The organism is Pusillimonas sp. MFBS29 (assembly GCF_020687695.1).
Taxonomy (GTDB): Bacteria; Pseudomonadota; Gammaproteobacteria; order Burkholderiales; family Burkholderiaceae_B; genus Pusillimonas_C.
Window position 1 is genome coordinate 91285 of record NZ_JAJEWL010000010.1, and the last position, 21123, is coordinate 112407.

At 46.9% G+C, this 21123-nt stretch carries 23 protein-coding genes and 1 tRNA gene; 9 read left to right on the top strand and 15 right to left on the bottom strand.

The genetic code is table 11. The annotated features are described in order from the left end of the window. Window positions 1–150: 150 nt before the first annotated feature. The 11 genes from LKR43_RS14485 to tviB all read right to left on the bottom strand — a co-directional run bounded on the left by LKR43_RS14485 (window position 151) and on the right by tviB (window position 12160). Window positions 151–1113, bottom strand: coding sequence for a glycosyltransferase (locus LKR43_RS14485; protein WP_227684921.1), 963 nt, complete (start codon window positions 1111–1113; stop codon window positions 151–153). A 213-nt stretch (window positions 1114–1326) separates the two neighbouring features. Continuing rightward, the gene (locus tag LKR43_RS14490; protein WP_227684922.1) at window positions 1327–2481 is read right to left on the bottom strand and encodes a hypothetical protein; all 1155 of its coding nucleotides are present in this window, start codon (window positions 2479–2481) and stop codon (window positions 1327–1329) included. A 48-nt stretch (window positions 2482–2529) separates the two neighbouring features. Continuing rightward, entirely contained in the window at window positions 2530–3921 is a 1392-nt protein-coding gene (locus tag LKR43_RS14495) for a hypothetical protein (protein ID WP_227684923.1), read from the bottom strand. Further along, window positions 3918–4973 carry a pseudaminic acid synthase gene (pseI, locus tag LKR43_RS14500; RefSeq protein WP_227684924.1) on the bottom strand — a complete coding sequence of 352 codons (1056 nt, stop codon included), beginning with the start codon at window positions 4971–4973 and terminating at the stop codon, window positions 3918–3920. Before pseI ends, LKR43_RS14495 begins: the two co-directional genes overlap by 4 nt. A gap of 3 nt (window positions 4974–4976) precedes the next feature. Continuing rightward, window positions 4977–5498, bottom strand: coding sequence for a UDP-4-amino-4,6-dideoxy-N-acetyl-beta-L-altrosamine N-acetyltransferase (pseH, locus tag LKR43_RS14505; RefSeq protein WP_227684925.1), 522 nt, complete (start codon window positions 5496–5498; stop codon window positions 4977–4979). A 3-nt stretch (window positions 5499–5501) separates the two neighbouring features. Continuing rightward, window positions 5502–6593 (bottom strand): UDP-2,4-diacetamido-2,4,6-trideoxy-beta-L-altropyranose hydrolase, encoded by a 1092-nt coding sequence (pseG, locus tag LKR43_RS14510; protein WP_227684926.1) that lies wholly within the window; start codon window positions 6591–6593, stop codon window positions 5502–5504. After that, a complete protein-coding gene (gene pseF, locus LKR43_RS14515; protein WP_227684927.1) occupies window positions 6586–7287 on the bottom strand; it encodes a pseudaminic acid cytidylyltransferase in 702 nt (233 codons plus the stop codon). The genes pseG and pseF overlap by 8 nt, the downstream gene beginning before the upstream one ends. Beyond that, window positions 7284–8444 (bottom strand): UDP-4-amino-4,6-dideoxy-N-acetyl-beta-L-altrosamine transaminase, encoded by a 1161-nt coding sequence (pseC, locus tag LKR43_RS14520; RefSeq protein ID WP_227684946.1) that lies wholly within the window; start codon window positions 8442–8444, stop codon window positions 7284–7286. The genes pseF and pseC overlap by 4 nt, the downstream gene beginning before the upstream one ends. A gap of 1 nt (window position 8445) precedes the next feature. Next, on the bottom strand, window positions 8446–9444 hold the full coding sequence (gene pseB / locus LKR43_RS14525) for a UDP-N-acetylglucosamine 4,6-dehydratase (inverting) (protein ID WP_227684928.1): 999 nt from the start codon (window positions 9442–9444) through the stop codon (window positions 8446–8448). 11 nt (window positions 9445–9455) lie between these two features. Beyond that, window positions 9456–10730, bottom strand: a complete 1275-nt coding sequence (locus LKR43_RS14530; RefSeq protein WP_227684929.1) for a lipopolysaccharide biosynthesis protein — start codon at window positions 10728–10730, stop codon at window positions 9456–9458. 140 nt (window positions 10731–10870) lie between these two features. After that, a complete protein-coding gene (gene tviB, locus LKR43_RS14535; RefSeq protein WP_227684930.1) occupies window positions 10871–12160 on the bottom strand; it encodes a Vi polysaccharide biosynthesis UDP-N-acetylglucosamine C-6 dehydrogenase TviB in 1290 nt (429 codons plus the stop codon). A gap of 310 nt (window positions 12161–12470) precedes the next feature. On the opposite strand from tviB, the gene LKR43_RS14540 reads away from it, so the two are divergent. From LKR43_RS14540 to galE, 4 genes are read left to right on the top strand one after another with little or no spacing between them, the layout of a single operon-like run. Then, window positions 12471–13112 (top strand): carbonic anhydrase, encoded by a 642-nt coding sequence (locus LKR43_RS14540; RefSeq protein WP_227684931.1) that lies wholly within the window; start codon window positions 12471–12473, stop codon window positions 13110–13112. A gap of 49 nt (window positions 13113–13161) precedes the next feature. Then, window positions 13162–14364, top strand: a complete 1203-nt coding sequence (locus LKR43_RS14545; protein WP_227684932.1) for an AI-2E family transporter — start codon at window positions 13162–13164, stop codon at window positions 14362–14364. Between the two features lie 58 nt (window positions 14365–14422). Then, complete coding sequence (locus LKR43_RS14550; RefSeq protein WP_227684933.1) at window positions 14423–15484, top strand: AI-2E family transporter; 1062 nt, start codon at window positions 14423–14425, stop codon at window positions 15482–15484. Further along, on the top strand, window positions 15481–16479 hold the full coding sequence (galE, locus tag LKR43_RS14555; RefSeq protein WP_227684934.1) for a UDP-glucose 4-epimerase GalE: 999 nt from the start codon (window positions 15481–15483) through the stop codon (window positions 16477–16479). The genes LKR43_RS14550 and galE overlap by 4 nt, the downstream gene beginning before the upstream one ends. A 119-nt stretch (window positions 16480–16598) precedes the next feature. Here the strand turns inward: galE and LKR43_RS14560 are convergent, their stop codons facing one another. Both LKR43_RS14560 and vapB read right to left on the bottom strand, forming a co-directional pair. Next, window positions 16599–17012, bottom strand: a complete 414-nt coding sequence (locus LKR43_RS14560) for a type II toxin-antitoxin system VapC family toxin (protein WP_227684947.1) — start codon at window positions 17010–17012, stop codon at window positions 16599–16601. Next, window positions 17006–17236 carry a type II toxin-antitoxin system VapB family antitoxin gene (gene vapB, locus LKR43_RS14565; protein WP_227684935.1) on the bottom strand — a complete coding sequence of 77 codons (231 nt, stop codon included), beginning with the start codon at window positions 17234–17236 and terminating at the stop codon, window positions 17006–17008. Before vapB ends, LKR43_RS14560 begins: the two co-directional genes overlap by 7 nt. Before the next feature lie 399 nt (window positions 17237–17635). Here vapB and LKR43_RS14570 point away from each other — a divergent pair, with 399 nt between their 5' ends. Together LKR43_RS14570 and LKR43_RS14575 are read left to right on the top strand one after the other, a co-directional pair. Further along, complete coding sequence (locus tag LKR43_RS14570; RefSeq protein WP_370632127.1) at window positions 17636–17863, top strand: type II toxin-antitoxin system RelE/ParE family toxin; 228 nt, start codon at window positions 17636–17638, stop codon at window positions 17861–17863. A 64-nt stretch (window positions 17864–17927) separates the two neighbouring features. Then, a complete protein-coding gene (locus LKR43_RS14575; protein ID WP_227684936.1) occupies window positions 17928–18227 on the top strand; it encodes an addiction module antidote protein in 300 nt (99 codons plus the stop codon). Between the two features lie 164 nt (window positions 18228–18391). Here LKR43_RS14575 and LKR43_RS14580 read toward each other — a convergent pair whose 3' ends face one another. Beyond that, a complete protein-coding gene (locus LKR43_RS14580) occupies window positions 18392–18604 on the bottom strand; it encodes a DUF4351 domain-containing protein (protein WP_227684937.1) in 213 nt (70 codons plus the stop codon). Between the two features lie 176 nt (window positions 18605–18780). Here LKR43_RS14580 and LKR43_RS14585 point away from each other — a divergent pair. Both LKR43_RS14585 and LKR43_RS14590 read left to right on the top strand, forming a co-directional pair. Beyond that, window positions 18781–18856: transfer RNA gene (locus LKR43_RS14585), tRNA-Thr, on the top strand. Window positions 18857–18955: 99 nt separating this feature from the next. Beyond that, entirely contained in the window at window positions 18956–19330 is a 375-nt protein-coding gene (locus LKR43_RS14590; protein ID WP_227684938.1) for a type II toxin-antitoxin system HicB family antitoxin, read from the top strand. Between the two features lie 44 nt (window positions 19331–19374). Here LKR43_RS14590 and LKR43_RS14595 read toward each other — a convergent pair whose 3' ends face one another. Continuing rightward, complete coding sequence (locus LKR43_RS14595) at window positions 19375–20688, bottom strand: hemolysin family protein (RefSeq protein ID WP_227684939.1); 1314 nt, start codon at window positions 20686–20688, stop codon at window positions 19375–19377. A 241-nt stretch (window positions 20689–20929) separates the two neighbouring features. On the opposite strand from LKR43_RS14595, the gene LKR43_RS14600 reads away from it, so the two are divergent. Beyond that, on the top strand, window positions 20930–21123 hold a 194-nt coding region (locus LKR43_RS14600; protein ID WP_227684940.1), incomplete at its 3' end, for an Rpn family recombination-promoting nuclease/putative transposase.

Consider the following 21123-nt stretch of genomic DNA (forward strand, 5'->3'; position numbering starts at 1 on the left):
AAAACCCCATAACATAAAAACGCCTAAAAGCCTGCCTAAGTATAGATCCGAAAAGCTAATATAAGCCAATCATCATTACTCTCAGACTTACACCTTCACCGTCACGACGAACAGATACTCAAAAATCAACGAACCCCAAGTCTTACTAAGCTAGTCATCCGCTACCGACTCCATACTGTTAGAATAAAGATTGGTATAAACAGCTCCGATTCTCGCCCAAGAAAAAAGTGATGCTACCGCAAAGCACTGATCGCTAATCCGTTCATAATTATCTATCACCTTTTCTATAGCTTGGCATATCTCATTAGGCCGGTCTGGCCGCACAGAAAATCCAACATAACCTTGCTCGAAATATCCATCCACACCTTGATTTTCCGTATAAATAATAGGTAGCCCTCGCGCTATCGCTTCAATATATGCTATACCGAAAGTTTCCTTTAATGAAACAAGCACAAACAAATTACTAGCATCTAGATACGTCTTAAGAACATGAGGGCTGGCATAGCCTAAAAAAGTAATATTATTATTCAGGCCTTTGTTCTCGACCCGACGCTGCAACTGCTGGAGTTGAGGCCCATGCCCGACAATTTTTAAACTAACACTTGCGTTTCTATTTTTAAGCATAGCAACAACATCTATCAGCATCGAAACATTCTTGTTCTTATTTAAACTAGCTACAGTAATCAATTCGATACACTTCAAATTTCGATGAGTATGAACACGATCAAAAAATATATCAGAAATTCCATTGGGAATTATGATACATTTATCACAAATAATCGTTCGAATATTCAAAGGAAGAATACGTAGAAAATAATTGCAATACGCATGTGAAATAAAAATTATTTTCTCTGCTTTTATTAGAATTCTGTGTGCTAATTTTCTGTAATGAAGAGCATACTTATAAAATAAATTTATGTCTGTAGCTCTAACGCTAAGCACATAGGGAATATTGTATTTAATCGAAAGAAGATAAGCACTTCCTCCATCACTAAAAAGTGTATGAGCATGAATTAAATCTATCTTCATTAACTCCCGATGAAATACTTCTTCAATTCTTTTAGCCTGCATCTTTATTTTGATGCCATACAGATATCTATGATGAGACTTCAAGCAAGCATCATAATACAACCTCGTTCGATTCGAATCAAATTGATTTACGCCTTCGAATCTCGAATTTTTGACAGGTATATATACAAACTGATCGAAACTCTGTTCTAATTGTTGAAATAAGCTGCTATATAGCTTATTTCCTATATAATAACTGCAGATATGTAGCAGTATTTTTCTATGTCGCATATCTTTCCAAATCGAAGTTTCCCAACATTATTCTTTTTTCAGTTTATCAAAAACACAAAAATAAAGTGCCAAGAATATAACGGGAAAGAGTACAATCCCCGCTACGCTATCTGTGCCGAATCTAATTAACATCGCGACTAAAGCCAATACTGCTGCGTAATGCTTTCTAGAAAATAACTTTATTCCAAGCAAAGCCAGCAACATATACGGAACAAGAGCCAAAACACCAAGCCTCGCGTGCAGCGCAATAAATCCGTTATGAGGATTATTATTAAACGAAGAAATATAAGGAAGCTTAGACAAATCAATTCCAAATAAAAATACTTTCAAACTATAATTTTGGAAAAATTCAGCTATCATAGCGCTACGATAAGAGTCTTCTAACCCTTTGGCTCTTAAATAATCAAGATTGGAATAACTATTTAGATAACTTAACAGCACATCGAAATAAAAAAGAAGAAGAGAAGTCAGGACTAATAGAAAAGCCAGCATCATTCCGGTTCGAAGATTTAACCTCATCGTGAAATTTCTTAATAACGCTGCCATCAACAATAAAAATGAAGCAATAATTCCAGAGCGCCCCATCAACAAGACGCAGATAAAGAAAATCATGAAAAAGAAAAGCCGCCAGAATTTTAAGCTGATTTTTATTGGTAGATAAATAACAAATAATGCACCAACAACAACAAATACTTGACTACCCAAGTTTCTGCTTCCCCGCCAAATAGTATCGGGATCTCTTCCCAAAAGAAGCATCAACATAATAAAGAAAGCATAAACAAAAATAATATAATACAAGCTTTTTAATATTATATTATCTTTGTCATACTTTAACGATAAATAACCAAGCAATCCACTAGATATAATTGGTATATATAAACTATACGCAGGAACATTACCACCAAAATAAACACATAACACACCAAAAAGGAATAAAGACCCAACCAATAGAACTATAGAAATAAGCTCTTGATAGTGGATCCTATACAAATACAAACTTCCTATAGTTGCAAATACGACTACAGCACTATTCAAATAATAAAGTAGTCCCGCTTCAATAAACAGCATCAAATTAAGCGCAACAAAAATAGGGACAATAAAAATTATTCTTATACCCGAACTAAATCTCACTCCTTCAGAGCTATAATTTATCGCGTATATTTCATTTAGCACTTTATCCATAAATTAAATAATCAATCCAGATTATTCCTATATATCCGCAATACAATACTAAATAGAAACTTTACTTGTGGGATTGTCTAAACTAACCATTTCAATTGGTAGGCTTTGATTACGAGAAATACGTACTAAACACTCTGCAACTAATTGTCCTTCTTTTCCATCCCACTCTGTGAGATACGTACTACTGTAGTAACGGATGGGTTCGATATTATCGTTATATGTATCGTTAGTTTCATTTACAATTTTAATGATCTCTTCTGGTGTTCTCGCCAAGCTTGCCAAACCATGTCTTACATACCCGTAATAGTCATGAAGATCTGAACCTGCTATCGTATAATATATTGGAATTACACCCGATAATGCCGCCTCCAGATGAATACTACTATTTCCCGCGACTAACCATCCAATTTTTCCCATAAATTCGGCTACTGGCTCATTTACCGGATTACTCAACGAAACCCGTGCCTCTCCCCGAAAAGCAGTAAGATATTTTTTTATATCACTATCAGACTGCCCAGGATGCCAACGCAGACGAACAGTTAAATCTAGGCTTAATAATTTCTTTACAAGCTTAATCGCATCGTCAGCATGGTCCAAAGCATTCAACGCAACTCCAACAATATTTTTTTTTAAGGCGAAAGAACGAGTTAAAGTTTTCTTCTGTCCTGTAAGTAAAATCTTTGTGTTTGGTGGTTTCTTGTCAGAAGGTACACGGTTTTTTACACAGTTCTGATAGATATCCATAGCGTATTGGCCGTCTAAAAAGGCGTAGTGTACTTGCAATGCCGGGAATAAGTTACTTACCGAGGCATGTTGCATATATACTGTTTTTATTTTCAACTCACATGCTACCGCCAGCATGCAGCGATTCGGCGCACTATGATCGTTAGCAGTAACTACAAACTCCGGTCTAAGGCTTTCAAGTACTCTATAGAAATAACAAAGATATAAATATACAGAGCAAAAATTGGAAAAATACCAGCTAACTGCGACTGGATGAATATTATTTAATTCTCGATAGAGTGCCGGCCCTTTTTTTACAAGCAATATTAAGGAATTGCATATATCCAAGAAACTGAAACGTATAGATAAGTAATGATCAGCCTCTTCATTTCGAGCTAAATTAGATGTCGAAACAATAACAATACTCTCTCCCCTATTTTTCAAGCTTTCAATTGTCGTATTTAGTGAGTTTTGTTGATTCAGTGAACCGCAAAAAAATAAAAACTTAGCTGTTGAACAATCTAATCCACGTCGAAAACTAAACAAGCGCAGCATGATTAAAAAGAACTTTACTAGCTGCAGCCATAGACCTCTGAAGAGCGGTGGAGTTCGAGTCAGATGAGGCATATTCCTCAACTGTTGTCCATGCAGATAAGCAAGCCAAGTTTCCGGCTGATGCTTCAGAATATTATCTATTGATTTATACAAATGCATCACTTCAGCACTTCTTCCGTAACAGGCGTATTCATACTCACAGCATAACGTACCTTTTTTCCTATCACTTCGTCGATAAATTTTGGAGGTAATCCATACCCCGGCCTAACGCTTCTAATCATTTTTCTTGTAATCACTTCGCCTGGAGCAAGATCTTGGACAAAGTACAGCGAACGGCGGAACTGTATATTTCCTTGCTCACTTGACTTTCTTCCATAATTAATCGCACCTAATGCAGACCAAGCCGTTTTACTATCACGACATAGAGCAGCTAGTTCTGCTGGCTCCAACGAGAAACTATCGTCTGGCCCATCATTTCTACGATCTAGCGTAAAATGCTTTTCAATAATGGATGCACCTAGCGCTACGCTAGCAATTGCTGTTGTATTGTCTAATGTATGATCCGACAGTCCAGTAACCAAACCAAACCGATCTATCATATCTGAGACAGTACGTAGGTTATAGTCGTCCGCTGGCGCTGGATAGCCACTAACACAATGTAATATTGCAAGCTGGCGACAACCACCCTCTCGTGCGGATGCGACTGCCTCCTCAATTTCCTCAATATCAGCCATACCCGTGGAGATGATCATTGGCTTACCGGTACTAGCTACATATTTAATTAATGGAAGATCTACCGCCTCAAAGGAGGCAATTTTATATGCTGGTACATTTAAATCTTCTAGCAAGTCTACTGCACTACTATCAAATGGCGAACTAAAAATCGTTATACCTAATTTACGTGCATATGCGAATAGAGGCTTATGCCAGTCCCAAGGCATATGTGCTTCTTGATAAAGTTGATATAGTGTTTTACCATCCCAAAGACCTCCATGAATTTGAAATTCTTTCGAATCACAATCTAAGGTAATAGTATCTGGAGTATAAGTTTGTAGTTTTACAGCATCCGCACCAGCCTTCTTAGCTTCCCCAATAATATTAAATGCCGTTTCTAACTTACCATTATGGTTAGCCGAAAGCTCTGCAATAATAAAGGGAGTTGTATCACTAGCAATGCGTCGGCCAGCTATATTAATAAAAGGTATGGAAGACATGATCTATCTCTCTAAAGTTATTAGCCAATCTGTCGCTAATAAGCCCAAACATATAACAGCATGATAAGAATTTCCATCAAAGTGCTGCTCACGTAAAACGCCCTCTTGCTGAAATCCTAGGCGCAGATGGAATCGAATAGAGCGTTCGTTATAAGATAACACCTGACCACAAACTTTATGCAGCCCAAGAATCACAAAAGCGTAATGCAATAAATCTTGCCCTAGCTTCCACCCTGTGCCTTTAGGTGCATTGGGCGCAACATAAAATCCCCAATTAGCAATGCCACCCTCACCTAGCAAATGAAGATTAATAAAGCCCAATGGCATATTATTCTCTTCAAAAATCAGTAAATGACGAGCAGTATCCTTTGAAGCTCGATCGAACCAATTAATATGCTCCTCCAGCGAAATTTCGTGCTGTGTATACATATATTTTCGAACATCAAAATGATTTCTCCAGCATAATATTAGTTCTAGGTCGTCACGCGTAACCTTTCGAATAAAATGAGTCGTCAATTGCTCCACCACTTACTCCACTAGATACCTGATAACCCGAGAAACCCCAGCACCATCTATCACATTTGCTGACGCTAGCGACATGCGAGCCAATTGAGCTGGGTTCCGCTGTATCTCACGTATCAAAATCGGTAATACATATGATATATTTTGGGTGTTCTCCACCAAGCTAACTGCATTAACAGATAGTAAGCCTTCGGCGATTTTCAGCTGATTATCTGCGAGTACAATCATTATGGTCGGCAACCCGAGACAGCATCGCTCCCATGAGGTAGCACCAGCCGCACCAATAGCTAAATCACTATTAGCCATCTGTTTAGCCATATCACTAACATCAACTAGAACTTTCGTTGCGATAGGCATACTCTCCGCCTGTTCTCGGACGAACTGAAGCCATGGGGCTGTTCCCCCCATTATGACAGTAATAGTGCTATCTAGTGGCCACTTTATGGTTTTCAATGCCTCTAGAATCTGTCCAGTTGCATTATTTTTATCTACTCCACCCATACTAACTAATATACTTTGCAATAAAGTTCCATCCCGCCGTTGAAGACTATATGATCGTAGGGATTTGAACTCTGGACGTAGCAAAGCATATTTAGCACCATTTAATACCTTGCACTCCTTCGGCACCAAATGCCAATAATCCTCAGATCGACGCCCCAATGTTTGATCTAAAAGGATATTGCATTGATGTATCCGATCAGCTAAATCATCAATAACCAGTATTTTTTTACAATATTGTTTTAATGCCTGCTCCCAACGCATGTCTAAAGCATAATGGTCTACAATTAGCCATTGTGGTCGAATATTCGATAAAATTTGAATACAAAGTGCAGCATCCTGGGACTGTGTAGTCCCAAGCCAATGAGAATGTATAAGCAGGTCATCAACCTCGCTATCATTTGCATATGGCAATACGTGAATCTGATAGCTAGACTGCTGAACTAGATGAATCAGATGTCCCGGGTGCTCGCGGCATATAAAGTGAGCTTGGTAGCCTTTGAATCGCAACGCATTAGCGAGTGTAAGGCAACGCATTAAATGGCCAGTTCCTATATCGACCGAAGCATCTACACGAAAAGCAACTGTACGGCTATTCATCTGAATTGCCTCTCATAGCCTTGAACATCCACTCCGCGCGTTCCCAATCTTCCGGCGTATCAATATCTTGCACACGGTAGCGCGGCAACAGCACCGGAGCGGAGGCCTCCCCAAAAATCATTCGGCTCTGCAACCATGACTCAGCCTTTCCCCAGTAAAACTGGCCCGCATCATGATAGGCGTCTTCCAAGTCTTGAGATCGCGAACTGAAATGGTCTGGACTAAACATAATCACTCGACCTTCAGGCGTCAGGCGAAGTGCTCGCTGAATAGGAAAACCGTAGCTTGTAACTGAGAATACATAACTACATCCCGTATCATTTAATACAGTCAAGCCTCGCCTGATATCTTCAGCGCGAACGAATGGGGCGGTAGCGTATAAACAGCATGCCTGATCCACTTGATCACCGCTACACGCGTTAACCCATTCTATTGCGTGGCGTATCACAGGCAATGTTCCTGTTTGGTCATCCGACAATTCTGATGGTCGAATGAAAGGAACTACTGCTCCATAGTCTCGTGCCACAATAGCAATTTCGCAATCGTCAGTTGATACGATTATCTGATCAAAACAATTACTCTCGAATGCAGCTTGAATCGTCCAGGCGATCATTGGCTTACCGCAAAATTCTTTTATATTTTTCCTTGGAATGCGCTTACTTCCTCCTCTAGCAGGAATAATTGCTAATCTCATCTTGCTGTTACCTTACGTACCGCCGCGACAACTTGATTCTGCTGCTCTTCAGTCATTGTGTGAAACAATGGAAGACTAATAGCATCGGCATAATATCGTTCAGCATTAGGAAAATCGCCAGATCTAAATCCCATCTTCTGATAGTAAGGTTGAGTATGAATTGGTATATAATGCAAATTCACCCCAATACCCAACTCACGTAACGATTCAAAAACTTGACGATGACTTGCCTGTATCTCATCTAAACGTAAACGTATTACATACAGATGTAATCCCGAATAGCTATCAGGGTGTTGCAATGGAGTTATTACCGGTAAATTCTTCAGTAATATATCGTAACGTGCGGCTAATTTATGACGTGTAGATATAAATTCATCCAACCGATCCATCTGACTGACGCCCAGTGCAGCCTGTAGGTCTGTCATACGATAATTGAAACCAAGATCAATCTGCTGATAATACCAAGGGCCATCTGATCGATGAGTCATAAGCTGTGGATCACGAGTAACGCCATGGCTGCGCAATAGGGACATCTGGCTTGCTAAGTAGTGATCATTCGTCAAGGCCATACCACCTTCGGCAGTTGTTATAATTTTAACTGGATGAAAACTGAATACCGTGATATCACTGTAATAACCATTGCCGATGAAATCACCCTTATATTTACCACCAATCGCGTGGGAAGCGTCTTCTATAATCTTAAAATTATAACGTTGCCCCAGGGCATGAATTGTCGCCATATCACAAGACTGGCCACATAAATGAACGGCGACGAGTACTTTTGGTAAACGTCCCTCCCGTTCCGCTATTTCCAGTTTTCTTTGCAATGCTTCTGTACACAAATTATAAGTATCTGGATCTATATCAACAAAATCGACCTGCGCACCGCAATAGATTCCACAATTTGCCGAGGCCACAAACGTAATAGGTGTTGTCCAAAGCCAATCCCCCTCTCCTAGGCCAAGAGCCAAGCAAGCAACATGCAAAGCAGAAGTCGCACTATTTACCGCTACAGCATATTTGCTTCCAACATGGGTAGCCACCCGTTGCTCAAACCGACTCACCATCGGCCCTTGAGTTAAAAAATCAGATTTTAAAACAGCGATTACTGCTTCTATATCTGCTTCTGAAATATCCTGCTTGCCATATGGGATCATGTCAAATTCTCCCAATTTTTTCCATATTTAATTCAATCCATACTCGTAACTGCTGATCTGTCATCCATTGCATGTTGTTATCACTAGAATAGACAAAACCTTCGGGAACTTTTCTTCCATCCTTAATACGTTCAGCAGATTTTGCCCAATCATTAATAACCGGAAGAATTTTATAATAATCTTTATATTCATAGGTATAATAGGCATCTTCTGAACTAATCATCTGCTCATGCAATTTTTCACCAGGACGAATACCGATCACCTCCTGCTTAGCCTCGGGAGCAACCACTCTAGCCAAGTCAGTCATCTTCATAGACGGAATACGCTTCACATAAATTTCGCCACCAACCATATCGTCAAAGGCGAACCAAACTAACTCCACTCCTTCCTCAAGAGAAATCATGAAGCGAGTCATTCGTTCATCCGTAATTGGAAGTACGCCTTTATCCTTAATAGACATAAAAAAAGGAATAACGGAGCCGCGAGACCCCATAACGTTACCGTAACGCACCACTGAAAAACGGGTGCCATGCTCTCCTGAATAAGCATTCCCTGCAACAAACAATTTATCAGAGGTAAGCTTAGTAGCTCCATATAAATTAATAGGGCTACTTGCTTTATCAGTAGATAGAGCAACAACACCTTTAACCTTTTTATCGATGCAAGCATCAATCAAATTCATTGCACCTAACACGTTAGTTTTTATACACTCAAATGGATTATATTCTGCGATAGGAACTATTTTAGTCGCGGCTGCATGCACTACGTAATCCACGTCATCTAATGCACGATAAAGTCGCTCCTTATCACGCACATCGCCAATAAAGAAACGAATTCGAGAGTCATTGTGAAACTTTTTAGCCATTTCCCATTGCTTCATCTCATCACGCGAGAAAATAATAATCTTTTTAGGATTATATTTAGCTAAAGTCATTGGAACAAATGTATTGCCAAAAGATCCGGTTCCACCAGTAATAAGAATAGTAGAATTATTTAACATATTTATTTATATCAATCAAAATTAAACCAAGGCATTGGGTAACGTTTATGCGCAGCCCACCATGTAAATAAAAATCTAATTGCCATTGCAACGCAAAACGCTACAGCAGCGCCAGTCAATCCGAAATAACTAACCAATACTATTAGCAAAAACAGATTAATGATTCCAGAAATAAATGTCGCAATAGATAGCAAACCAGTTTGCTTTGAAAAAAAGATATAGTTTGTTACCATTAAATACATACCGCCGAAGGCTTGCCCCAATAAAAGCCACCCAATAACTTGTTCTGCCTCTTTATATCTAGGCCCAGCGATAAATCCGACAATCCATGGCCCAACAAAAAACCCAACTATCGCCCCTAAAAAAACAATAGCAAACCAGATATATGTATAGCGAACGATTTTTTTTAATTCATCGAGATTATTTCTTTTTAGCCTCTCAAACAACCATGGTACATACGCCTTATTTATAGCATTGAATATAAGATTAGTTCCAGCAGCTATTTGAACAGCAACCATATAGACACCAGCATCAGAAATACCCAATTTGGAATTAATTACAAATCGATCAACTGACGTTAAAAGAAAGACCCCGCCAACATGAGGAATTAATGGGACACCAAACTTTATTATTTCCTTATAAAAATCAGGTCTCCAGACCCACAAAGTCAGTAGCCCTTCCCGTTTGAGGAGCATCAAAGCTAAGAAACAAAACGTAGATGCAGCAATAATTTCAGCAGAAATACGACCGTCAGCACCATAGGGAACTATAACAACTAAGGCTATCGACAACCCCATATTAAGAAGACTGTACGATACCTGCATCACGCCATAGCGCTTAGGTTGCTTCCTTACTTGCCACTGCCCTAGCCTTAAGCCCATGATGACAACACCGGCCGTGACAAACACAGCCCATAGCACCCATTGTTCTTCAAGCCCTAACCACCTAGAGAACGTCGAACGAAAGCCATACAATATCGCTAAAGCACAGCAGGTACTAACCATAAGTATCTGAATACTGGCTCCAATATATTGGCCCATTTCCTGTCTGGTGATGTTACTGTCATAATATTTACGCCCAGCAGAGCCAACCACACTCAATCCGACAAATGCACCTAAAGCTCCAAGCAATGTTTGAAACATCGCAACCTGGCCATACTCTTCAGGCATCAAATAGCGAGTTAATATAGGTAAAAGAGCAAATGGAATGATCGCATTTATGATATTTGATGAAAAATATATGAGAAATCCTGAAGCAAACTCATTCGCTCTTATATTTTTAAGCAAATTCTCCTCCCCATTGGAAAAACATATCAAAATTAGGAAAGGCCATATTGATCCACATCTTTCTGAGCTTAAATCAAAATATAATCATCCAATAAAAGCAAAAAGAAAATCAAATTATTTTTGCTCCTTGGGGCTCCAAGCTATAATCGTAAGTCCACATCATCAATATCAAATACGCTTTTAAGGTCGTAAAGTATATGTTCTGGCCGAGTTGATTTTCTAATCTGAGAAATACTCATTTCTTTAAACTCTTTATGTCCTACCGCTACGACCACACCATCATAGATACCAGTACCGAGCCTAGGCACCAACTGCACACCATATTCACGCGCTACCTCTTGAGAGTCAGCCCACGGATCGTAAACATCCACTTGCGCACCATACTCTAACAACTCTTCATAAATATCAATGATTCGCGTATTACGGATATCCGGGCAGTTTTCTTTAAATGTAATTCCCATAACTAGAACACGCATACCTTGAATTTGAATTCTGCGCTTGACCATGGCTTTAACTAGTTGCTGTACTACATACGCCCCCATCCCATCATTGATACGCCGACCTGCCAGGATAATTTCCGGGTGATAACCTATAGACTGGGCCTTATGTGTCAGGTAGTAAGGGTCAACGCCTATACAATGGCCACCTACTAAGCCTGGCCGAAATGGCAGAAAGTTCCATTTTGTTCCTGCCGCTTCAAGCACGTTTTGCGTATCTATCCCCAACTTATTGAATATCAAGGCAAATTCATTGATTAGCGCAATATTTACATCGCGCTGAGTATTTTCAATAACCTTGGCGGCTTCTGCTACGCGTATGCTGGGTGCCTTGTGGGTACCCGCGGTAATAATTTCACCGTACAAGGCATCAACCAAATCAGCCACCTCCGGCGAAGAACCCGACGTCACCTTTTTGATCGTACTGACTCGGTGCTCTTTATCGCCAGGGTTGATGCGCTCTGGGCTATAACCCACGTGGAAATCTTTCTTGTACTTCAGGCCCGATGCCTTTTCCAGTTCGGGCACGCACTCTTCTTCTGTTGCCCCCGGGTATACGGTGGATTCGTAAATTACGATATCGCCCGGCTTAAGCACGTCGCCTATCATGGCACTAACATCGCGCAAGAAACTCAGATCTGGCTGCTTGTGTGCATCTATAGGTGTGGGTACGGTCACAATGTAGACGTTGGCGCCGGCCAAGTCCTGTACTTGGCTGCTGACGCGTAGCCCGGTGGCTTGTTGCAGTTCGTCTGGCTCTACCTCCAGCGTACTGTCCATGCCATTGGCCAGTTGCTCGATTCGCTTGGCATTTATGTCAAAACCCAATACAGATCGCTTCTTACCGAACTCTACTGCCAGTGGTAAGCCTACATATCCCAAGCCAATTACTGCGACTTCTACATTCTTTAGTGTCAAGCTGACCGAATTCATGCTGAAGGTAAACGCCCTTAATAGATTCTTTGAAACGCATCAGCCACTAGACGATTGGCCGGACGCACACTTATTGCGCTGCAATATTAACCGATCTAAAAGTACACTTAATGACAACAAACGCATATTTCCGTCCTATCGCAGCACGGGAATACTAACGCAGTCATTTGTTTTACTTCTCTCTTTTTATTGCATATTGCAACTAATGTAACTGCATCTTGTTCCACTTTTGCAATGCTGATGCTGTTTGGCTCCAGCCAGCCCCGCTGGGAGTAAAATACGACACCATTAAAAAGAAAAAGGACTGCACGTGTTTCCATCCAGACTGACTTCTGGTTACCAATCATTCTTGAACGGCCGGCTTGCCCGCGAGCGGGCGCGCTATGAGGAACTGTCCGCTTCCGGCCAGCACCCCGAGATCATGGTGATAGGCTGCGGCGACTCCCGGGTTGCCCCCGAAACGATTTTTGATGCGGGCCCTGGCGAGATCTTTGTGATTCGCAACATCGCCAACCTGGTCCCGCCCTGCGAACCCGACACCGAAACCTCGTTTCACGGCACCAGTGCCGCCATCGAGTTCGCCGTAAATGCCTTGCAGGTCAAGCATATCGTGGTGCTGGGCCACGCCAGCTGTGGTGGTGTAGCCGCCTTCGCCAACAATGCCGCGCCCTTGTCCAAGCGGGATTTCATTGGCAAGTGGATGTCGCAGATCGCACCGGTTGCCGAGCGCGTGGGCCCGCCCAGTGAAGACCGTCAGGGCTGGATCCGGCAGCTGGAATGGGCTGTGGTGGAGTACAGTCTGGAGAACCTGATGACTTTCCCGGCCGTGCGCGAAGAGGTGGAAGCGGGCAAGCTTGAACTGCACGGCGCCTATTTCGGGGTGGGCACAGGCGTGCTGTTCACTCGCGACCCGCACACGAAGCAATTTCACCCCTATAGCGAACACTCCTAACTTGTTCTTACAATTTTGGCGGCGCTAGCCGCCATTCGTAAAGGCGCAGATGGAACCTACAAAAGTGGCACCGGCCACAACATCCACCAGTGCTGCAGAACAAAGCGCTGAGCAGGTCGATGCGGTACCGCTCAGCGCCATAGCGCCCGAACTGGCCTATCGTACGCCAGTGGGCGGTTTGCCTTTGACGATCCTGGCCACCATTGCCCTGGTCTTCGCGCTCCAATGGGCCAAGGCTTTCTTTATTCCGCTGGTGCTGGGTGTGCTGATTGCCTTTACGCTGAACCCTTTGGTCAGCTGGCTGGAGCGCCTGCGCCTGCCGCGCGTTGTGGCCACCAGCCTGGTCATGCTGGCGCTGCTGGGATCCAGCGCCATGGTGGTCATTTCGGTCTATAACCAGGCCGACGACATTGTGGATGAGCTGCCCATTGCCACGTACAAGCTGGCCAATGCGTTCAAGCGCATGAATAATGGCGAGCTCAGCACGCTGGATAAGCTAAGAAGCGCCGCTAATACCCTGAAGGAAGCGGCCATCCCGGCCGCGCCCGACGCCACCATTGCCGGCCAGAATTTGCCCGCGCCTGCCGCCCCTGCCGTGCCGGAGTTCAATCTGAATGACTGGCTTTGGACGGGCTCGCTTAACGCCGCCGCCTTCCTGGGCCAGATGAGCATGGTGCTGTTCCTGGTATTTTTTGCGCTGCTGTCGGGCAATACCTTCAAGCGCAAGCTGGTCAAGCTGACCGGGCCGTCGCTGTCGCGCAAAAAGATTACGGTGCAGATTCTGGACGACATCAACAGTTCGGTGCAAAAGTATATGTTGATGCTGCTGGTCACCAATGTGTTACTGGGCCTGATCGGCTGGGCCGTCTGGCATTTGATCGGGCTGGAAAACGCCGGCGCCTGGGCGGTGGCCGGCGCTTTGCTGCATGTTATTCCCTATTTTGGCTCGCTGATGGCAGCTGCGGTTACGGGCTTTGCCGCCTTCATGCAGTACGACTCTTTTTCCATGATGCTGCTGGTGGCGGCCATTACGCTGGGCATGGCCAGCTTTGTGGGCATGCTGGTGGCTACCTGGATGACCGGGCGTATCGCCAAAATGAACCCCACCGCCGTGTTCGTGGCGCTGCTGTTTGGCGCCTGGCTGTGGGGCGTATGGGGCATGTTGTTGTGCGTACCCATTGTCATGGTTGTAAAAGTTGTTGCCCAGCACATAGAAGACCTGGAACCCGTGGCCGAACTGCTTGGCGACTAAGCATCTTTTTCGCATAGAATGGGCGATCTGCGCCTGGCGCCACTCTATTGAGCACCGGATGGACAATTCCAACCTTTATTTTCGTTCCTTCCTGCTGTTGCTGGCGGCGGTCAGCATTGCCTTCATCTGGATACTGTTGCCCTATTTCGGCTCCATTTTCTGGGGCGCGATCCTGGCCATTATTTTCATGCCGCTAAACCGCCGTCTGCAGGGCAAACTGGGGGGCCGGCGCAATCTGGCCGCGCTGATCACCTTGCTGATCATTGTGGTGATCGTGATTCTGCCCTTGATACTGATTTCGGCCTCGCTGGTGCAGGAAGGGGCTACCGTCTACCAGCGCATCAGCTCGGGCGAGCTGAACATAGGCGCCTATTTCGCGCAAATCATGAACGCCATGCCCAGCTCCGTGCACGATCTACTGACGCGCTTCGGGGTGGGCGACGTACTGAGCCTGCGTGAAAAGCTTTCAAGCATGGCGCTGGAAGGCAGCAAGTTTCTGGCCTCGCAAGCCGTGAACGTGGGTCAGAACACCTTCCAGTTCCTGATCGGCATGGGCGTCATGCTGTATTTGCTGTTCTTCCTGCTGCGCGACGGCGGCCACCTGGCGCGCCACAGCAGATCGCTTATTCCGCTAAGCGAAGAACACAAGCTGCACCTGTTTCGCAAATTCGCCACCGTGGTGCGCGCCACCGTCAAGGGCAATATCGTGGTGGCTGCAACCCAGGGCGCACTGGGCGGCATGATCTTCTGGTTTCTGGGCATACAGGGCGCGTTGTTCTGGGGCGTACTGATGGCCTTCCTGTCTTTGCTGCCCGCCGTGGGCGCAGCCATTATCTGGATGCCTGTGGCCGTGTATTTCCTGGTCACCGGCGCTATCTGGCAAGGCGTGGTGCTAACGCTGTTCGGCGTAATGGTCATAGGCCTGGTCGACAATGTTCTGCGCCCCCTGCTGGTGGGCAAAGACACCAAAATCCCTGACTACGTGATCCTGGTTTCAACGCTGGGCGGCCTGGCCGTGTTCGGGCTGAATGGCTTTGTAATCGGCCCCTTGTTCGCCGCCCTGTTCATCGCCTGCTGGGATCTCTTCCCATCGGCCATCAAAATGAATCAAGAGGAATGACCACCATACTCGTTACCGGAGGCACCGGTTTTATAGGCAGCCATACCACCGTTGCGCTTCAACAGGCCGGCTACCACGTTCTGATACTGGACAATCTGAGCAACAGCAGCGTACAGGTGCTGGACGCCATTGCAACCATTACGGGCACCCGGCCCGAATTCATTCAGGGCGACATTCGCGACGCCGCCCTGCTGGATTCCCTGTTTGCCGCCCAGCCTGTCAGCGCCGTATTGCATTTTGCGGGCCTGAAGGCCGTGGGCGAATCGGTGGCCATGCCGCTGGCCTACTACGACAACAACGTGCACGGCAGCGTTCAGCTCTTGCAGGCCATGCAGCGCGCGCAGGTCAGAACCCTGGTGTTTTCCTCATCGGCCACCGTATATGGCGACCCGCAAGCCCTGCCGCTGACAGAAGACCACCCACGCTCGGCCACCAACCCCTACGGTCACACCAAGCTGGTGGTGGAAGACATACTGGAAAACCTGCATGCCAGTGAAGCCGGCTGGCGCATCGCACGCCTGCGCTACTTCAATCCCGTGGGCGCACACCCCAGCGGCCTGATCGGCGAAGCACCGCAAGGCGTACCCAATAACCTGATGCCCTACGTGGCCCAGGTAGCCACTGGCCAGCGCGAACGCGTACAAGTCTTCGGCAACGATTACAACACCCCCGACGGCACAGGCGTGCGCGACTACATACACGTCACCGACCTGGCCGACGGCCACGTTCACGCCTTGCAGTACTGCCTGCAGGCCCGGCAAGACCTGCTGACCGTAAACCTGGGCACCGGCGTGGGCTATTCGGTACTGGATATGATCAGGGCTTTTGAGCAGGCCAGCGGCAAAACCATCGCCTACGATATAGTGGGCCGGCGCACTGGCGATATAGCAGCCTGCTGGGCTGATACTGAGCTGGCTTACGAAAAACTGGGATGGCGGGCGCGGAAAACCATACAGGATATGTGTGATGATGCCTGGCGGTGGGAGTCGAAATAGCCTTCGGCAATCAACTGCGTTCTTTGCTTGAATAAACGGTTGTGCCGTGTGCTGTAATCGGCCAGAATGGAGTTAACCAGGTCAGCGAATGGTTGCGTGGCGCTCACGGCAAAACAGTATCAGACCCAATCTTCATAAACGAGATTCGCAACCCTGCAGAATTCGCGTGTGTTGTTCGTCACAAGTATGCAGCATGCAGCAATTGCATGGCCTGCAATAGCAGTATCGTTCGGCCCAATCGGTGTGCCTGCTTCGGAGAGTGCTTTCTTAACTTCCGTGGCCGCATCCACGGCATGTCTGTCCCACGGTAAAACTGCATCAAGCCGCAGCACAAACTCATCAACCAACGTCTTATGGTGGGCAGAGGCTTTTTTGCCGATTTGGCCGTAGCGCATTTCCGCATACGTGATCGCAGAGATAACGATGCGATGCTTCTGACCGCTGACAAGTGTCAGTCGATGCAAGACCGATGCGGGCATCTCACGCATGATGAACGAACAAATGTTTGTGTCGAGCATGTAGGTGCTCAAAATACACACCTGCCTTCATCATCGACTACCGATTGACGCTCCTGCAAGAAGTCGGCATCGGCTTTCTTACCGGAAGCCAGGGATTTCCAGCTTGGCCGGACTGGACGCAAAGTGATTACATCGCCCTCGCGGGATATTTCCAATTCGCATACGTCCTCGTAAGCCATGTCCACCGGCAGGCGTATGGCCTGGTTCTTGCCATTCATGAAAAGGGATACGGTGCGCATGAGAACTCCTTTCATATGTTAGACATATGCCTGTATTGTAGACGGGAAGAACGGCAAGTGCAATGTATCCGCAGAACACATTCATCAGCTCTGAATTTCCGCTATGGGTCGATTTCGGCCTGTCCGGCTTTGCTTACAGTGGCGTCGATCAGACTAGTCATCACTAATGAGTCCGTATTCATACAGTTCGATACTTTGGGAACGAAGTTGATGATGCGCTGGAGATGGCGGAGCAGACAGAGGTGTGATTTTTCGCCAGTTGCCGGACAGGAGCCGTCTCTGGCTGCTGTTCGGGCCAGAGTGTCTGTGTCAATAAAATATAGGTCTAGATCGCCTCATCCCCTAGTCTGTGTGCAAAATAGCTATTGCGTATCGTAGCCACAAGGCTACAATATGTTTATGTACAGCATCATTGAAACAGAGCAATTTATACAGTGGCTCGGTGGTTTAAAGGATCGTACAACACGTGCGCGGCTACAGCTTCGTCTAAGAAAGGCGTCGCTTGGCAACCTTGGAGACCATAAGTCTGTCGTGGATAACGTTTGGGAAATGCGCGAAGTCTTCGGTCCAGGTTGGCGAATGTATTACATCTTGCACGGAAGTACAGTAATTATGATGCTTGGCTGAGGCAACAAATCCAGCCAGAAGAAAGATATTGAACGAGCCAAGGCTTTGGCTCAGGAGTTACGAAATGAGCAAGATCAAGACCCGTCCGTTTGATGTATCCAACTACCTCAATGATGAAGCTGATATCGCCGTCTACCTCCAGGTTGCAATGGAAGATGGCGATCCAGCAGTATTGGCGGCAGCGTTAGGTGACATTGCCCGAGCCCGGGGTATGACTCAGTTGGCACGGGACACGGGGCTGTCTCGGGAAAGTCTTTACAAGAGTCTCTCGGGAGAGCGTGCGCCCAGTTCCGATACGCTGTTCAAGGTTATCCATGCCATGGGTTTTAAGCTGACGGTAGAATCTCTGACCACGCATGGTTGACAATTAGCGTGGCGGTATTCGGCCAAGAGCTGCTGGTGGCTGCGAGTAAAAGCGAACGTTCAACGTTTGACATAAGAGGCGCGACTCGGCTTGCCGGGGCGCTTCTTCACGCAGCTCTGGAAAATTGTTTCGCAGGAGGAGAACGCAGAGATCTCGAACCTCGGTTACGGACAGGCCATGATAGTGAACATCACGTCCTGCTTGAATGACCAAGCCTCAAGCTCGGCGGGCGTAGCCGCTTTCAGGCGCTGCTGAACGGATTCCGAGAGCGGGCCAAACTTTCTGATTAGCTGACGTTGCAACAGCATGGCCTCACCTTCCTGCCGGCCTTCGGTTCGCCATTGATGTATCCAGGAGCGTGTGTTTTCAGCCAACATGTCTTTGACCTCTAAAAGCTAATATCCTGCACGTCGGAAATGCCCTGGTTATGCTCCAGCCGGAACAACAATGCAGCAAGGTTATTATCGGGCAATTTGCCGTATGGCCAAATGTAGTAATACCAGAGAGCTCTGCACAACAAAATATGTATAATAGCGGGCTTAGCGAAAAACGTGCCGATGTAGCTCAGTTGGTAGAGCAGCTCATTCGTAATGAGAAGGTCGGGGGTTCGACTCCTCTCATCGGCACCAATGAAATCAAGCACTTACGCCAATCCGCAAGGGTTGGCGTTTTGCTTTTCGGAAATCTGTAAGTACTTGCTTGTCCAGCATCGCGCGCAAGACTGATTATTGACTCAGCCCACCACCGCGTGGGGCGTTGTTGTCCCTGATCTGCCCGGCTGTTTCTCGGCGGCCGACGAAGGGATTGACCAGGCTATTGAAAACGCCAAGGAAGCCATCACGCTGTGGATTGAAGACTCCATCAGCAACGGCGAATCCATCCCTAAGCCTTCAAGCATCACCGATCTACAAAATACCGGTAACTACGACGGCTGGATATGGGCGATCGCCGAAATTGACCCAGCACTAATAGACGACACAACCGAGCGCGTGAACATCACCCTGCCCCGTCGTATATTGGCTCTACTCGACCAAAGGGCCAAGTCAGCCGGAGAGACTCGATCGGGCTACATCGCTCAGTTGACCCTGACCCACCCCAGATAAAAAGACCGTCTCGAAGAAATCGCGTATCCCGGCACACGCCTGTCTTATGCTCGCGGTGGCGCCGTCGACTCGGGCTCTATACGGCTTGCCAGTACCTGGTCGACCCGGTAAGTATCCACATCCACCACTTCAAACTTATAGCCGCCCCAAAGAACGGTGTCAGTGCGCCGGGGTATGCGCCGCAGGCTGACCATCAGAAAGCCCGCCAGTGTGTCATAGTCATCTTCCAGCAGCATATCGTCGATATCGAGCATACGGCAGACGTCCTGGATGGGCGCCGCTCCATCGATCAGCCAGGAGTTCTCATCCCGGCGAATAATCTGCTCCTCGTCCCATGGCGACACCAGGTCGCCCATGACGGTGCTCATCACGTCATTGAGCGTCACGACACCAACGACCAGGCTGTATTCATTGACGATAATCGCAAAGTCCTCACCCGCCTGCCGGAACTGCGCCAGCACTTCAGACAGCGTCAGGCGATCGGGAATGACCAGCACTTTCTGGATCAACGATTCATTCTGCAGCGAAATGGACTGCCCGTTCAGCAGGCGCTGGAACAGAATCCGGGCATCGACATAGCCAACCACGTGATCCAGATCGCCCTTACAGACCGGATAGGTGGCATAGGGCTCAGCTGCAATTCTGGCGCGTATGATATCTTCCTGCTCATCCACATGGAACCAGGCAATGCGGTCGCGCTGGGTCATGGCGCTCGGAACGGTGCGGCTGTCCAGCTCGAATACATTTTCAATCACTTGCTGCTCACCCCACGCAAGGGCGCCCGAACGGGCACCCGCTTCGGCGAGCGCCAGGATATCGTCCGAAGTTACCCGGTCGTCACGTTGAGAAGGCAAACCCAGCAAGCGAATCAGAATCTCCGCCAGACGCGAGTAGAACCAGACCAGAGGCTTGAATAATTTCATCAAAAAGCGCATGACCTCGATCACGCGGACCGCAAACCGCTCGGGTTCGGCCATGCCTACCTGTTTGGGCACCAGGTCGGTCAAGACGATGAACATGGAAGTAATCAGCAGGAAGGACGCCAGGAAACCCAGCGTGGATGCAGTGCCGGCAGGCATCCATCTGGCAAGGACCTCGGCAGCATAGCCACTCAGCATGCCCTCACCCACGATCCCGCCAAGTATGGCCAGGGCATTGACTGCGATCTGGACCACGGTGAAATAATGGCCCGGCCGCTCCTGCACAAGCAAGACTGCCTCGGCGCGCGGGTCGCCGTCGTCAACCATCTGCTTAAGGCGCAGACGACGCGAAGCTGCGAGGGAGATTTCAGCAATAGAAAAGAATGCCGCCACGACAACCAGCGCAGCCAGCAACAACAGGCTCAGTCCAGGGCTCATGAAGTAATCGACGACAAGTGGTGTCGCTCAGTGGCTCGAAGTGGCTGAGTGTACTAAAGTTTTTGCTATCAACTACAACCTATTCTTGGCCATGAGCGAATAATTCGCGCCCAGCCGCTCTACGGCGCGGGCTGCTCAAGCCAAGTACTTCCCCGGCTGGACCAACTCGTTCACTCGCCAGCTCAGGCAGCATGGCGCGTGCTTATAGTTCATGCTTCGTCACTGCCTATTGGGCACATACGTGAACAAACACGACGCCAGCTACCGCCTGCTGTTCAGCAACCCGGCCATCGTGCGCGGGCTGTTTCACGGCATCGTCAATGCCCCGTGGCTTGATCTGCTCGATTGGAGCAAGCTCGAACCCCTGCCCACCGACTATATCAGCGACACGCTGCGCCAGCGCCACGGCGATCTGGTCTGGCGCCTGCCCAGGCT